The sequence below is a fragment of the Streptomyces humidus genome, from assembly GCF_014649655.1.
Taxonomy (GTDB): Bacteria; Actinomycetota; Actinomycetes; order Streptomycetales; family Streptomycetaceae; genus Streptomyces; species Streptomyces humidus.
The window spans coordinates 1-13150 of the sequence record NZ_BMTL01000009.1; the positions used below are offsets into that span (position 1 = coordinate 1).

Sequence of the window (13150 nt, forward strand, 5' to 3'; positions counted from 1 at the left end):
CATGGGGCGAGCTTGAGCCGTGTGCATTGAAAGGTGCACGCACGGTTCTGAGGGGGCCGGGATGCAGTAATGCATCCCGGCTACCCGACTTGTACCCGGACACCGGTCAGCAGAGGGCGTTGGCGAAGGCGTTCGGGTGCGCACGCGTCGTGTTCAACGACGCCGTGTACGCCCGTGAGGGCGCCCGCAAGGCTGGGAAGCCGTTTCCGAAGATCGGCGAGCTGTCCACACGGCTGATCACCCAGGCGAAGCAGACCGTGGAGCGTTCCTGGCTGGGCGAGGTCTCCGCGGTGGTGCTCCAGCAGTCCCTGCGCGACGCCGAGACGGCGTACCGCAACTTCTTCGCCTCCCTGAAGGGCACCCGCAAGGGGCCCGGGACGGGTGCGCCGCGGTTCAAGTCCCGCAAGGATGCCCGGCAGTCGATCCGGTTCACCGCCAACGCCCGCTGGCACCTCACCGACAGCGGACGGCTGAACCTGCCGAAGATCGGTGCGGTGAAGGTGAAGTGGTCCCGCACCCTGCCCACCCCGCCGTCCTCGGTCACCGTCATCAAGGACGCGGCCGGCAGGTACTTCGCCTCCTTCGTCATCGACACCGACCCACATGCGGATGCTGAGCGGATGCCCGCCACCGACCGCACCATCGGCATCGATCTCGGCCTGACGCATTTCGCGGTCCTGTCCGACGGCACGAAGATCGGCTCCCCGCGCTTCCTTCGCCGCGCGGAGAAGAAGCTGAAGAAGGCCCAGCGGGAACTGTCCCGCAAACAGAAAGGATCCGAGAACCGGGCCAAGGCCCGGCTCAAGGTCGCCCGCGCCCACGCCGAGGTCACCGACGCCCGCCGTGAGTTCCACCACCAGCTCTCCACAAAGCTGATCTCCGAGAACCAAGGGATCGCCGTGGAGGACCTGTCGGTGGCGGGACTGGCCCGCACGAGACTGGCCAAGTCCGTGCACGACGCCGGATGGTCCTCATTCGTGGGCATGCTGGAGTACAAAGCACAACGGTACGGCCGGACCCTGGTCAGGATCGGCCGGTTCGAGCCGACCTCCCAGACCTGTTCCACCTGCGGCGTCAAGGACGGACCCAAACCCCTCGGCGTCCGGGAATGGACGTGTGCCGCCTGCGGTACCGTCCACGACCGGGACACCAATGCCGCGATCAACGTGAAGACGGCCGCCGGACTGGCGGTATCGGCCTGCGGAGCGCCGGTAAGACCAGGAGCGATCCCGGTACAGCGCGAAGAAACAGGAAGCCACGGATTCCCGACCGAACCCCGTGCCGCGTAGCGGCACAGCAACGATCGAGAAGGCCAGAATCCTCGGGCTGCAGCCCGAGGAGCATGTCAAGCGAGATGACCGCCGACACCAGCGGCAACGGCTGGGGCCTCGGCCTGGAGATGGCCACGCTTCCCTGCGGCACCATCGTGGGCCACGGCGGCGGCACTCCCGGCTACCGCACCATCTCCTTCCACACGCTCGACGGCACCCGCCAAGTCACGGTGGACTGGACCGACTGGGGCACCGACGCCGACGCCACCCCTGCGGCCCTCGCCCTGATGACCACCGCCCTCTGCCCCTCGTCCAAACCCGTAGTACTTGAGGCGGATCCGTCGGAACCCCTCTCACAGGTGACGACCGGGCCCCCTGCCGCGCCTACCGTTCTGTAGGTGACCCAGACTACGCAGACGCACACCGCGCATCCGGACGACCCGGAAGACTCCCCCGAGGACCAGAGGCCGCGCAGCCCGGAGTTCAGGGCGGCGGCGGAAGCCCTGCGCGGCCTGCGGCAGGACCTTTTCCATGATGCGTTCGCCTACCGCCCGCTGACCCGCAAGGAGCCCGCGGGCCGCGTTCTGAGCAGGTTGAAGGGCCGCAAACGGGAGTACGTGACCTGGTCGCGGCACGCGGTGGTCGGGGCGGTCGGCGCCCTGGCGATGCTGATCGCCTGGGTCGGCGGCGGGGGCGGCGGCGTCGGCCTCCTCACGGGCCTGCTCGCTCTGATCCCGGTGCTGTTGACGCTGGTGCGGCCGGCGGGCGCGTTCTGGCTGTCGCTCGCCGCGGCCGCGGTCACCACCGTCGTCAGCACGACGTCGGGCGACTGGCCGTGGACGCCGAGCAGTTTCATCACCCACCTGATGGTCCTGACGGTCGTGGCGATACGCACCCGCCCGCGCACCGCGGCGTGGATGTGGCTGCTGACGGCGGCCTACGGCTTCGTCGCCGAGACCCTCTTCGGCTGGAGCCATTACGCCACCAACAGCGCCCCCATGCTGGTCTTCTCCGCGATCCTCCTCCTCGCCGTGACCGTCTGGCACATCCGCCGGCAGGCCGAGGAGGAGGTCACGGCCCAGCAGACGGTGACCGCGCACGAGCGTTCGCGGCGCACTCTCCTGGAGGAGCGCACCACGATCGCGCGCGAGCTGCACGACGTGGTCGCGCACCACATGTCGGTGGTCGCGATCCAGGCGGAGGCCGCCCCCTACCGGGTGGAGAACCCGCCGCCGGAGCTGGAGAAGGCCTTCGTCACGATCCGGGAGAACGCCGTGGCGGCCCTCACGGAACTGCGCCGGGTCCTGGGCGTGGTCCGCGCCGAGGACTACGAGGTCCCCGACGCCCCGCAGCCGACGCTCGCCGACCTGGACAGGCTGCTCGCCAACGTGCGGGAGACGGGCCTGGACGTGGAGAAGACGGTCACGGGAGCGGTGCGCGAGCTGCCGCAGGGCGTGGAGCTGTCGGCGTACCGGATCGTCCAGGAGGCGCTGAGCAACACGCTGCGCCACGCTCCCGGCGCGAGCGCCCGCGTGGAGATCGGCTATGTGCTCGGCGGTCTGGGGCTGCGGATCGTCAACGGCCCCCCGCCCAACCCGACGCTGATCAAGCCCTCGCCGGGGGCCGGTCACGGCGTCACCGGGATGCGGGAGCGGGTCACGATGCTGAACGGTGAGATGACCGCGGAGCCGACACCGGCCGGCGGCTACGAGGTGACGGTCTTCCTGCCGGTGCCCGCCCCCAGCGAGAGTGGAACATGACGATCCGAGTGCTGATCGCCGACGACCAGATGATGGTGCGGGAGGGCTTCTCGGTCCTGCTGAACGCGATGCCGGACATCGAGGTCGTGGGCGAGGCGGTCAACGGCCGGGAAGCGGTGGACCGCGTCCGCGAGCTGTCCCCCGACGTGGTCCTGATGGACATCCGCATGCCGGAGCTGAACGGCATCGAGGCGACGAGGGAGATCGTGGCGGCGGACGGCTCGGCGAAGGTCCTGGTCCTGACCACCTTCGACCTGGACGAGTACGTCTACCAGGCGCTGCGCGCGGGAGCCTCGGGCTTCCTGCTCAAGGATGCGTCGGCCCGTCAACTGGCCGACGGGGTCCGGGTGGTGGCATCGGGGGAGGCGCTGCTGGCCCCGTCCGTCACCCGGCGGCTGATCACGGAGTTCTCGAAGCTCTCCGATGCCCCGCGGCTGTCCGCGACGGCACAGTCGACGTACGGCGACCTCACCGAACGGGAGACGGAGGTACTGGTCCTGATCGCCCAGGGTCTGTCGAACCTCGAGATAGCCGGCCGGCTGGTGGTGGCGGAGTCGACCATCAAGACCCACGTGAGCAGGATCCTGGTCAAGCTGGGCCTGCGGGACAGGACCCAGGCGGCGGTGTTCGCCTACGAGGCCCGTCTCGTGACACCTGGCTGATCCCGACCGACCGGCCGACGAGGCCGGGTCGCGGAGTGCGCCGTCGGGGGAAAGCGGAAGGCGGCTGCCCGCCGACCACGTCCGTGTCTTCGGTCGGACCTTGTGCGGTCGCCTCGCTCAGAGGTGCTGGACGAATGCGCGCCAGCCCTCACCGGAGACGGTGAGGAGGGGGCCGTGCGGCTGCTTGCTGTCGCGGACGGCACGGCAATTGTCGGCCGTGACGGCGACCTCCACGCAGTTGCTCTGTGTTCCGGAGTACGAAGATTTCCGGAAGGATCCTTCATCCTCGGTCACGATGCGTCATCCTCGGGGTTCCGCAGTATGCGCCGGATCAGCTTCGCGCTCGCGTCCGGGCCCATCGCCGCCGATCGTAGTTGGTCGAACGCATTGGCGTAAGCCGCCAGGTCCTCCGGTCCTTCAAGGACCGATGTGCCCCTCAGGTTCTCCAGGGTGACTGCCTCAACGGTGGGTTCAGCGTCGAAGCTGAAGGTGGAGAAGGCGGAGGTGAGGGCCGCCAACGCACCTGCGCTGAACGGCAGAACCTGCACGGTGACGTTCTTCCTCTTCGTGACGTCAAGAATCGCGGACAGCTGCTCCCGGTGCACCTCAGGGCTCACCAACGGATGTGTGATGACCCCTTCCCAAAGAACGGCGGCGTACGTCGCCCCGCCTTCCTCGATCTTGGCCTGTCGTGCCTGGCGCACCTTCAGCAGGTCGGCAACCAGGTCAGGGGCGACGTAGTCGGGCCCCGCCGCGATGTTCTCCTCCGTGTAGGCCGGAATCTGCAGAAGCCCCGGTACCAGGACCGGCTGCCACTCACGGATGTACGTCGCGTCGTCCTCCAACGCGATGTGGTCAAGGTAGTCCGGGCGCAGGTGGGCGGCATGTTCGAGCCACCAGCCACGCCGGTTCGACTGCTTGGCCAACGTCTCGAGTTTCTCCCGGACTTCGGGGTCGCCGACGCCGTACGCCTTCAGCATGGCCCGGATCTCGATCGGGCGAGCGATGACATGTCCGGTCTCGATGCGGCTGACCCTGGTCTGGTGTGCCGCGATCACCTCGGCGGCCTGCGGCTGGTCGAGCCTTGCTGCTTGCCGATATCGCCTCAGCGCCGCTCCAAGTCGCCTGCTGCGCACGGTCGGACGTCCCCCTGCGGGCATCGCGAACCCCTTTCTCTCGCAAGTCAACTGTAGAACAGACTCGATATCGCACATGCGTACTGCCGCATGCATGCTAATTGATTGGCTTGCGAGAGTTCTCATTGTGGCCCTAGCCTCCATATACACGCCAATGAACGGCGCTTTCTTGACAGCACGTCAGGAGGTACGGCACCCCCATGCCCGAGACCGAGACCGGTACCGAGACCGAGACCTTCCGCATCCCCAAGCACAGGAGACACGTGTCAGTCGCCCGGAACCAGGTCCGGAAGGTGCTCGCGGGCTGGGGCGTGAGCGGCGAACTCGCCGACGCCGTGACCTTGTCGGCGAACGAGCTGGTGACCAATGCGGTGACCCACTGCCGGGTGGCCCACGCCCAGGTCGGGGTCAGGCTGTATGTCCAGGGGCCGTACCTGTTCCTGGAGGTCTACGACCCGGACCGGGACCGGCTCCCGGCGCCCCGCGCCTGCGGACCGGACGACGAGGGCGGACGCGGCCTCGCGCTCGTCGGGCGGCTGGCCGGGGCCTGGGGGCACGCGCAGCAGCGGCACACGAAGTGCGTGTGGGCGCGGTTCACGCTCGTGGAAGAGCGGGGGAGGGCGCATGTTCCGGTGGATTCGTGAGGCGCTCGCCGGTGTGCGGCACAGGGGCGGCCCGTTGGCGACCGGCCGGGAAGCGGCTCGAGAGGACCGAGAGGACCGAGAGGACCGAGAGGACCGAGAGGACCGAGAGGTCTGGCAGGTCCGGGAGGTCCGGACGCCGGATCCGTACGTGTGGCGGCTGCCGGACCCGCGCGAGGCCCGCTGGCGCCGCTGGGCCAGACGCAACCGCGAGGCCGGTCACTCTCTCCCGTTCCCCCGGGAGGAAGCGTGCTGGCAGACCCGTGTGCGCCCCCGGAATCCCCCTTGGGGGGCCTTCGACGACGTGGTCCGGCCGTACGTGTCCGGTGACCGGTCGGGACGGTCACGGTGCGAGCGCGGCGGGGCGGGCGCCCAGGCAGGGCGACCGGGCGCGCCCGTCGAGACCCCCCTGGTCAGCAGCCCGTCCAGCGGTTAGCGTCCGTTCATGGCAGCAGTCGACACTCTCTCCTTCGACCCCTGGGATCCCGCGTTCGTCGCGGACCCCTACCCGGCGTACGCCGCGCTTCGGGAGCGGGGGCGGGTGATCTACTACGAGCCGACCGACCAGTGGCTGGTGCCGCGGCACGCGGATGTCTCGGCACTGTTGCGGGAACGGCGGCTGGGGCGGACGTACCAGCACCGGTTCACGCATGAGGACTTCGGGCGGACCGCGCCGCCGGCCGAGCAGGAGCCGTTCCACACGCTCAACGATCACGGGATGCTCGACCTGGAGCCGCCCGACCACACCCGGATCCGGCGGCTGGTGTCCAAGGCGTTCACCCCGCGCACCGTCGAGCAGCTGAAGCCGTACGTGCGGCGGCTGGCCGGGGAGCTGGTGGACCGGCTGGTGGAGGCGGGCGGGGGCGACCTGCTGAGCGATGTCGCCGAGCCGCTGCCCGTCGCCGTGATCGCGGAGATGCTGGGCATCCCGGAGTCGGACCGGGGGCCGCTGCGGCCCTGGTCTGCGGACATCTGCGGGATGTACGAGCTGAGCCCGTCCAAGGAGACCGCGGCGAGGGCCGTGCGGGCCTCCGTGGAGTTCTCCGAGTACCTGCGGGAGCTGATCGCGGCCCGGCGCAAGGAGCCGGGCGACGATCTCGTCTCCGGTCTCATCGCCGCGCACGACGAGGGCGACCGGCTCACCGAGCAGGAGATGATCTCGACCGCCGTGCTGCTGCTCAACGCGGGGCACGAGGCGACCGTGAACGCCACCGTCAACGGGTGGTGGGCGCTCTTCAGGAACCCGGAGCAACTGGCCGCGCTGCGCGCCGACCACGCGCTCGTGCCCTCCGCCGTGGAGGAGCTGATGCGGTACGACACCCCGCTCCAGCTCTTCGAGCGGTGGGTGCTCGACGACATCGAGATCGACGGGACCGTCGTGCCCCGGGGGGCCGAGATCGCGATGCTCTTCGGGTCGGCGAACCACGATCCCGCGGTCTTCGCCGAGCCGGACCGGCTCGACCTCGCCCGCGCCGAGAACCCGCACATCTCCTTCAGCGCGGGCATCCACTACTGCATCGGCGCGCCCCTGGCCCGCATCGAGCTCGCCGCCTCGATGACGGCTCTGCTGGAGAAGGCCCCGACCCTGGCCCTGGCGGCGGAGCCCCGGCGCAAGCCGAACTTCGTGATCCGGGGGCTGGAGGGGCTCAGTGTGACCGTCTGAAGCGTGATCCTCCGGCCCGACCGGGCACAGCCCCGAGCCGACCGGGGCGGCCCTCGTCCTGCCTGGGGCGGCCCCGCCTTGCTCGGGGCGGTCCCCGCCTTGCTCGGGGCGGCCCTCGTCCTACCCGGGACGGTCCCCGTCTTGTCCGGGGCGGCCCTCGTCCTACCCGGGGCGGTCCTCGCCTCGCCGGGAGGCTAGGACGAGGTCATGTCCCGGCGTCTCAGGCCCGTCAGCCCGACGGCCACCAGCAGGGCCGCTCCGCCCAGGAGCACGAGCACCGGGGGCCACTCCATCCCCGAGCCCGGCAGCTTCGGCAGGTGACCGAAGGGCGACAGGTCCAGGACGGCCCGCGGAGCGTCCAGCGCCGGGCCGATCCAGCCGATGAGCAGGATCGCGCCCGCCACCCCCCACGCGGCCTGCGCCAGCCGCGGCGCGGTCCCGTACAGCAGGACGGCCAGGCCGCCGACGAGCCAGATCGCCGGGACCTGCACCAGACAGCCGCCCAGGATCGGCCAGGTCTGCCTGCCGTAGCCCGCGGCGAAGCCGAGCCCGGCCAGGACCATGATCAGGGCCGAGCCGCCGAAGGCGATCACCAGGTGACCGGCCGCCCAGCGGAGCCGGCCCACCGCGTTCGCCAGCACCGGTTCGGCGCGGCCCGACGTCTCCTCGCCGTGCAGCCGCAGGACGGACGACACGACGTACAGGGCCGCGATCAGTCCGAGCACGCCGATCATGGCGGCGAGGAACGCGTCCGTCAGGTCCGACCGGCCTCCCATCCGCTCGAAGATCTCGCGGGCCCGTTCGTTGTCCCCGACGAGGTCGGCCGCGCCTTCCGTGAGACCGCCGTACACCACCCCCGCGAGGAAGAAGCCGGTGCTCCAGCCCAGCACGCCGCCGCGTTGCAGCCGCCAGGCCAGTGCGGCGGCCGTCCCCAGCCGGCCCGCCGCCGGGCCGGGGCGCGTGGGCAGGAAGCTCAGGCCCACGTCCCGCCGGCCGGCCAGCCCGTACGCCACCGCCGCCTGCGCGGCGACCGCTGCGGCGAACAGGGTCAGCACCCACCACCGTTCGCCCGCGAACGGCCGCAGGTTCTCCAGCCAGCCCAGCGGGGACAGCCAGGTCAGCACCGAGGAGCCGTCGTCGGTCGCGGAGTCCCCCGCCGCCCGCAGGACGAAAGCGGCGCCCAGGGCGGCGGCCGTCAGTCCCCGGGCCGACCGCGCGCTCTCGGTGAGCTGCGCGAGAATCGCCGCCGTCGTCGCGAACAGCATGCCGACCCCGGCGAGTCCGAGGCCGAACGCGACCGCGCCAGCCGCCCCCTGACCCGCCAGGCCCACCGCCACCAGCAGCGCGAGGACGCCGTTCGCGACCGCCGCCCCCAGCAGCGCCGCCGTCAGCGGGGCGCGCCGGCCCACCGCGCCGGACGCGATGAGTTCCTGACGGCCGCTCTCCTCCTCGTCACGGGTGTGCCGGACGACGACCAGCAGGCTCGTGACCGCGGCGAGCAGACCCGCGAACACGCCCACGCGCCAGGCCGTGAGCGCGCCGAGGGAGTCGTCGAAGACGGGGCCGATCAGCGCGCGGAAGGAGGCGTTGGCGTCCATCTGGTCGAGCAGACGGGCCCGTTCGGCCGGGGTGGCGTAGAGACTCTCGAGCGAGTTCGGCATGGAGAGGACCATCAGGGCGTTCACGGCGACCCAGACGGGGATCAGCACCCGGTCGCGGCGGAGCGCGAAGCGCAGCAGGGTGCCGGTGCCGGTGAGAGCGCTCATCGTCCGCTCTCCTCGTAGTGGCGCAGGAAGAGTTCCTCCAGGGTCGGCGGCGTCGATGTCAGCGACCGGACACCCGACTTCGTCAACGCCTTGAGCACGGCGTCGAGTTGGTCCGTGTCGACCTGGAGTTTCACCCGATGGCCCTGTACGTCGAGGTCGTGGACGCCGGGCAGAGGGGTCAATCCGTCCGGCGCACCGGCGAGTTCGGCCGTGACGCTGGTCCGGGTGAGATGGCGCAGGTCGGCCAGCGAGCCCGTCTCCACCGTGCGGCCGCTGCGGATGATGCTGACGCGGTCGCACAACTCCTCCACCTCGCTGAGGATGTGGGAGGACAGCAGGACCGTCCGGCCCCTGTCGCGTTCCTCCTCCACACAGCGCTGGAAGACCGCCTCCATCAGCGGGTCCAGGCCGGAGGTCGGCTCGTCCAGGACGATGAGGTCGGCGTCCGAGGCGAACGCGGCCACCAGGGCGACCTTCTGCCGGTTGCCTTTCGAGTAGGTGCGGCCCTTCTTGGTGGGGTCGAGTTCGAAGCGGTCGATCAGGTCGGCCCGGCGGGCCGTGTCCAGGCCTCCGCGCAGCCGGCCGTACAGGTCGATGACCTCGCCGCCGGAGAGGTTGCGCCACAGGGTCACCTCGCCGGGGACGTACGCGATGCGGCGGTGCGCCTCGACCGCGTCCGTCCACGGGTCGAGGCCGAGGACCCGGGCGGCCCCCGCGTCGGCGCGCAGCAGGCCGAGCAGGACGCGGATGGCGGTGGACTTGCCGGCTCCGTTGGGGCCGAGGAAGCCGTGCACCTCGCCCGTCTCGACCTCCAGGTCGAGGCCGTCGAGGGCGTGGGTGCGCCCGAAGGACTTGTGCAGTCCGGACACGGTGATGGCCTTCGTCATGCTCAGAACGTACGCTTCTTTCAGAAAATTGTGAAGATGAGGAAGGTAGTGAACGATCGATAGGATGGGCGTATGACGGATTCAACGGGTGCGACGGGTGACGGAGCGGGCGGGCGGGACGCCGAGGCCGTGTCCCGGTTCGTGGAGTCCTTCGCGGCGCAGCTCGTCGAGGCGGGGATGCAGCGCATGCCGGCCCGGGTCTTCGCCGCGCTCCTCGCCTCAAACCAGGGCGCCATGACCTCCGCCGAGCTGGGCGAGCAGCTGCGGATCAGTCCCGCAGGGGTGTCCGGCGCGGTGCGCTACCTGTCCCAGCAGCACATGGTCTCGCGGGAGCGTGAGCCCGGTTCACGGCGCGAGCGCTACCGGGTGCACAGCGACCAGTGGTACGAGGCCCTCACCAGCCGTGAGGCCGTGCTCAAGCGGTGGGGAAACGCGTTGCGCGAGGGCGTCGCCGGTCTCGGCGAGCGCACCCCGGCGGGGCGGCGACTGGCCGAGACCCTGGCGTTCTTCGAGTTCGTCGACGGTGAGCTGGCGGCCATGATGGAGCGGTGGCGGGTCCACCGGGAGAAGATCTTCGGGGGCTGAGCCCCGAGCGGCCTGAGCGGCCCGACGGCCCGTCGGTCGGCGGCCCGATGGCCCGGTCGCCGGCATTCCCCTTCGTCTCGGCGCCACCGGGCTCGGGCCCTCGGAGGACGACGGGGGGCGTGAATCACCGCCCCGGCAGCATCAGCCCCAGCGCTCCCTCGCGCACCGTCCAGGTCCGCCGCCGCACCGGACCGGCGATCACCGTGTCCGCCCGGTAGCGGAAGTCCGCGCCCGAGACGGTCACCGTGCGCCCCCGGGCCTGCAACGGGGTCGCCTCCGCGCCCAGGGACAGCGGCCGCACCTCCACCGTCACCGTGCCGGACGCGCCCGGGGTCACCGAGACCGCCTCGACGGGCTGGTCGAGGTCGATCAGCGTCACCCCGTCGACCTCGATCCGCAGCCGGGCCGGCCCCGGCGGCGGGGGCACGGGGGAGAGCCGGGACGGCCGGGAGGGCACCAGGGTCCGGACGAGGGACTGACACGTCCGCAGCCACGGCCGGCCGGCGTCCGTGCCCTCCCCGTCGTCCCCTCGCGGATCCCTCGAGTCCCGTGAGCCCCGTGGGGCGCCCGAGCCCCACGCTCCGTGCAGCCCCCATGTCCCGTGCAGTCCCCAGGGCCCGTGCCGCTGGTGGTCCCGCGGGTCCCGCGAGGACCCGGAGTCCCGCGCGTCGGGTGCCTCACGCGGCTCATGGGCGTCGCGCGGGTCCCGGGGCTCGCGTGGGTCCCGGGAGTCGTAGGAGTCGGGGGAGTCCTGGGGAACCTCGGGGTCCGGCGGGGCGAGCGGCAGGGGCGGGATGCGCAGCGCGCCCAGCACGATGCCGTCACTGTCGTCCACCAGCAGGTCCAGCCGCCGCTCGGTCCCGTCCAGGACGGCCCGGGCCGCCGCCACGGCCCCCGTGGGGACCCCCAGGGCGCGCGCGACGCCCAGCGAACCGCCCACCGGAACCACCGACAGCACGCAGGCGGTCAGCGCCCGCTGCCGGTGCAGCAGGGCCACCGCCCGGGTCAGCGCACGGTCGTCCCCGATGACCACCGGCCGCCGGGAACCCCGTCGCGCCAGCACCCGGGCGAATTCCTCCGGGCCGTCCGGCAGGCACACCTTGGTACTCGCCGCACCCGCGCTGAGCACGTCTTTCGCTATCCGTACGGACTCCCCGTCCAGGCGCCGGGCGACCGGATCGATGATCACCAGCAGCTGTTCGGACGTCGCGGAAGTGGCCACCTCGGTCCTGCCTCGCTTCCTCGGGTAGCATCTTGGTGCAAGAGCCCCTTGCGCTATTGCGCCAGGGGCTTCGTCTATTCCGGGGCATCCGGGTCCGACGAGCGGCGGCCGACCACGGTCGCGGTGCGTGCGGTGCGCGTGGTGGAACGATCCATCGCGTACACCTCCGGCCTTGGACATGCCCCACCCGGAAGGGGTGTACGCGCGTGCCCGCACTTGTGCTGCTCGGTGCTCAGTGGGGTGACGAAGGCAAGGGAAAGGCCACCGACCTTCTCGGTGGCTCGGTGGACTACGTAGTGCGCTACCAGGGCGGCAACAACGCCGGCCACACGGTCGTCGTGGGCGACCAGAAGTACGCACTCCACCTGCTCCCTTCCGGAATCCTGTCTCCCGGCTGCACGCCGGTCATCGGTAACGGTGTCGTCGTCGACCCGTCGGTCCTGCTCTCCGAGCTGAGCGGTCTGAACGAGCGCGGCGTCGACACGTCGAAGCTGCTGATCAGCGGCAACGCGCACATCATCACGCCCTACAACGTGACTGTCGACAAGGTGACGGAACGCTTCCTCGGAAAGCGCAAGATCGGCACCACCGGACGCGGGATCGGTCCGACTTATGCCGACAAGATCAACCGGGTCGGCATCCGCGTCCAGGACCTCTACGACGAGTCGATCCTCACGCAGAAGGTCGAGGCGGCCCTCGACGGCAAGAACCAGCTGCTGACCAAGCTGTACAACCGCCGCGCGATCGCCGTCGACCAGGTCGTCGAGGAACTGCTCGGCTACGCGGAGAAGCTCGCTCCGTACGTCACCGACACGGTCCTGGTGCTGAACCAGGCGCTGGAGCAGGACAAGGTCGTCCTCTTCGAGGGCGGTCAGGGCACGCTCCTCGACATCGACCACGGGACGTACCCCTTCGTCACCTCCTCCAACCCGACCGCGGGCGGCGCCTGCACGGGCTCGGGCGTGGGCCCGACGAAGATCAGCCGGGTCATCGGCATCCTGAAGGCCTACACGACGCGCGTCGGCTCGGGCCCCTTCCCGACGGAGCTCTTCGACGAGGACGGCGAGGCGCTGCGCCGCATCGGCGGCGAGCGGGGCGTCACCACCGGCCGTGACCGCCGCTGCGGCTGGTTCGACGCCGTCATCGCCCGGTACGCGACCCGCGTCAACGGTCTGACGGACTTCTTCCTGACCAAGCTCGACGTCCTCACCGGCTGGGAGCAGATCCCGGTCTGCGTGGCGTACGAGATCGACGGCCGGCGCGTCGAGGAACTCCCCTACTCGCAGACCGACTTCCACCACGCGAAGCCGATCTACGAGTCCCTGCCCGGCTGGTCCGAGGACATCACCAAGGCGAAGTCCTTCTCCGACCTGCCGAAGAACGCCCAGGCGTACGTGAAGGCGCTGGAGGAGATGTCCGGCGCCCCGATCTCCGCGATCGGCGTGGGACCGGGCCGGGACGAGACGATCGAGGTCAACTCCTTCCTGTAGTCCCGTCCCTGTAGTTCCGTCGGCGGGACGGCGGCTCGGGCCGGTCACGACATCCGTGACCGGCCCG

The 13150-nt window shown here is 70.8% G+C and carries 13 protein-coding genes; 8 read left to right on the top strand and 5 right to left on the bottom strand.

The features are described 5' to 3' along the window. Nucleotides 1-89: 89 nt before the first annotated feature. The 4 genes from IE239_RS12360 to IE239_RS12375 are packed head-to-tail and all read left to right on the top strand — an operon-like array spanning nt 90 to nt 3693. Nucleotides 90-1289 carry an RNA-guided endonuclease InsQ/TnpB family protein gene (locus IE239_RS12360; protein ID WP_190149319.1) on the top strand — a complete coding sequence of 400 codons (1200 nt, stop codon included), beginning with the start codon at nt 90-92 and terminating at the stop codon, nt 1287-1289. 53 nt (nt 1290-1342) lie between these two features. Continuing rightward, on the top strand, nt 1343-1669 hold the full coding sequence (locus tag IE239_RS12365) for a serine hydrolase domain-containing protein (protein ID WP_229878052.1): 327 nt from the start codon (nt 1343-1345) through the stop codon (nt 1667-1669). Next, nucleotides 1670-3031, top strand: a complete 1362-nt coding sequence (locus IE239_RS12370; protein ID WP_190149321.1) for a sensor histidine kinase — start codon at nt 1670-1672, stop codon at nt 3029-3031. Beyond that, complete coding sequence (locus IE239_RS12375) at nt 3028-3693, top strand: response regulator (protein ID WP_190149322.1); 666 nt, start codon at nt 3028-3030, stop codon at nt 3691-3693. Before IE239_RS12370 ends, IE239_RS12375 begins: the two co-directional genes overlap by 4 nt. Nucleotides 3694-3810: 117 nt before the next feature. Here IE239_RS12375 and IE239_RS12380 read toward each other — a convergent pair whose 3' ends face one another. Both IE239_RS12380 and IE239_RS12385 read right to left on the bottom strand, forming a co-directional pair. Continuing rightward, the gene (locus IE239_RS12380; RefSeq protein ID WP_190149323.1) at nt 3811-3987 is read right to left on the bottom strand and encodes a DUF397 domain-containing protein; all 177 of its coding nucleotides are present in this window, start codon (nt 3985-3987) and stop codon (nt 3811-3813) included. Next, the gene (locus IE239_RS12385) at nt 3984-4853 is read right to left on the bottom strand and encodes a helix-turn-helix domain-containing protein (RefSeq protein WP_190149324.1); all 870 of its coding nucleotides are present in this window, start codon (nt 4851-4853) and stop codon (nt 3984-3986) included. The genes IE239_RS12380 and IE239_RS12385 overlap by 4 nt, the downstream gene beginning before the upstream one ends. 176 nt (nt 4854-5029) lie before the next feature. Here IE239_RS12385 and IE239_RS12390 point away from each other — a divergent pair, with 176 nt between their 5' ends. Both IE239_RS12390 and IE239_RS12395 read left to right on the top strand, forming a co-directional pair. Beyond that, on the top strand, nt 5030-5473 hold the full coding sequence (locus IE239_RS12390) for an ATP-binding protein (protein WP_190149325.1): 444 nt from the start codon (nt 5030-5032) through the stop codon (nt 5471-5473). Nucleotides 5474-5915: 442 nt separating this feature from the next. Further along, nucleotides 5916-7133: a cytochrome P450 gene (locus IE239_RS12395; protein WP_190149326.1), complete on the top strand. Its 1218-nt coding sequence runs from the start codon at nt 5916-5918 to the stop codon at nt 7131-7133. A gap of 194 nt (nt 7134-7327) precedes the next feature. On the opposite strand, the gene IE239_RS12400 is transcribed toward IE239_RS12395, so the two are convergent. After that, nucleotides 7328-8899: an ABC transporter permease gene (locus IE239_RS12400; protein WP_190149327.1), complete on the bottom strand. Its 1572-nt coding sequence runs from the start codon at nt 8897-8899 to the stop codon at nt 7328-7330. After that, complete coding sequence (locus IE239_RS12405; protein WP_190149328.1) at nt 8896-9786, bottom strand: ABC transporter ATP-binding protein; 891 nt, start codon at nt 9784-9786, stop codon at nt 8896-8898. Before IE239_RS12405 ends, IE239_RS12400 begins: the two co-directional genes overlap by 4 nt. A 72-nt stretch (nt 9787-9858) precedes the next feature. On the opposite strand from IE239_RS12405, the gene IE239_RS12410 reads away from it, so the two are divergent. Further along, the gene (locus tag IE239_RS12410) at nt 9859-10371 is read left to right on the top strand and encodes a GbsR/MarR family transcriptional regulator (RefSeq protein ID WP_190149329.1); all 513 of its coding nucleotides are present in this window, start codon (nt 9859-9861) and stop codon (nt 10369-10371) included. A gap of 124 nt (nt 10372-10495) precedes the next feature. Here IE239_RS12410 and IE239_RS12415 read toward each other — a convergent pair whose 3' ends face one another. Further along, complete coding sequence (locus IE239_RS12415; RefSeq protein WP_190149330.1) at nt 10496-11593, bottom strand: diacylglycerol kinase family protein; 1098 nt, start codon at nt 11591-11593, stop codon at nt 10496-10498. A 206-nt stretch (nt 11594-11799) separates the two neighbouring features. Here IE239_RS12415 and IE239_RS12420 point away from each other — a divergent pair, with 206 nt between their 5' ends. Further along, on the top strand, nt 11800-13083 hold the full coding sequence (locus IE239_RS12420; protein ID WP_190149331.1) for an adenylosuccinate synthase: 1284 nt from the start codon (nt 11800-11802) through the stop codon (nt 13081-13083). Nucleotides 13084-13150 lie beyond the last annotated feature (67 nt).

Bases quoted from the DNA above. Each gene is read 5' to 3' on its own strand.
- IE239_RS12365 (WP_229878052.1), top strand. From the start codon at position 1,343: ATGTCAAGCGAGATGACCGCCGACACCAGCGGCAACGGCTGGGGCCTC.
- IE239_RS12375 (WP_190149322.1), top strand. From the start codon at position 3,028: ATGACGATCCGAGTGCTGATCGCCGACGACCAGATGATGGTGCGGGAG.
- IE239_RS12385 (WP_190149324.1), bottom strand. From the start codon at position 4,853: ATGCCCGCAGGGGGACGTCCGACCGTGCGCAGCAGGCGACTTGGAGCG.
- IE239_RS12390 (WP_190149325.1), top strand. From the start codon at position 5,030: ATGCCCGAGACCGAGACCGGTACCGAGACCGAGACCTTCCGCATCCCC.
- IE239_RS12395 (WP_190149326.1), top strand. From the start codon at position 5,916: ATGGCAGCAGTCGACACTCTCTCCTTCGACCCCTGGGATCCCGCGTTC.
- IE239_RS12400 (WP_190149327.1), bottom strand. From the start codon at position 8,899: ATGAGCGCTCTCACCGGCACCGGCACCCTGCTGCGCTTCGCGCTCCGC.
- IE239_RS12405 (WP_190149328.1), bottom strand. From the start codon at position 9,786: ATGACGAAGGCCATCACCGTGTCCGGACTGCACAAGTCCTTCGGGCGC.
- IE239_RS12410 (WP_190149329.1), top strand. From the start codon at position 9,859: ATGACGGATTCAACGGGTGCGACGGGTGACGGAGCGGGCGGGCGGGAC.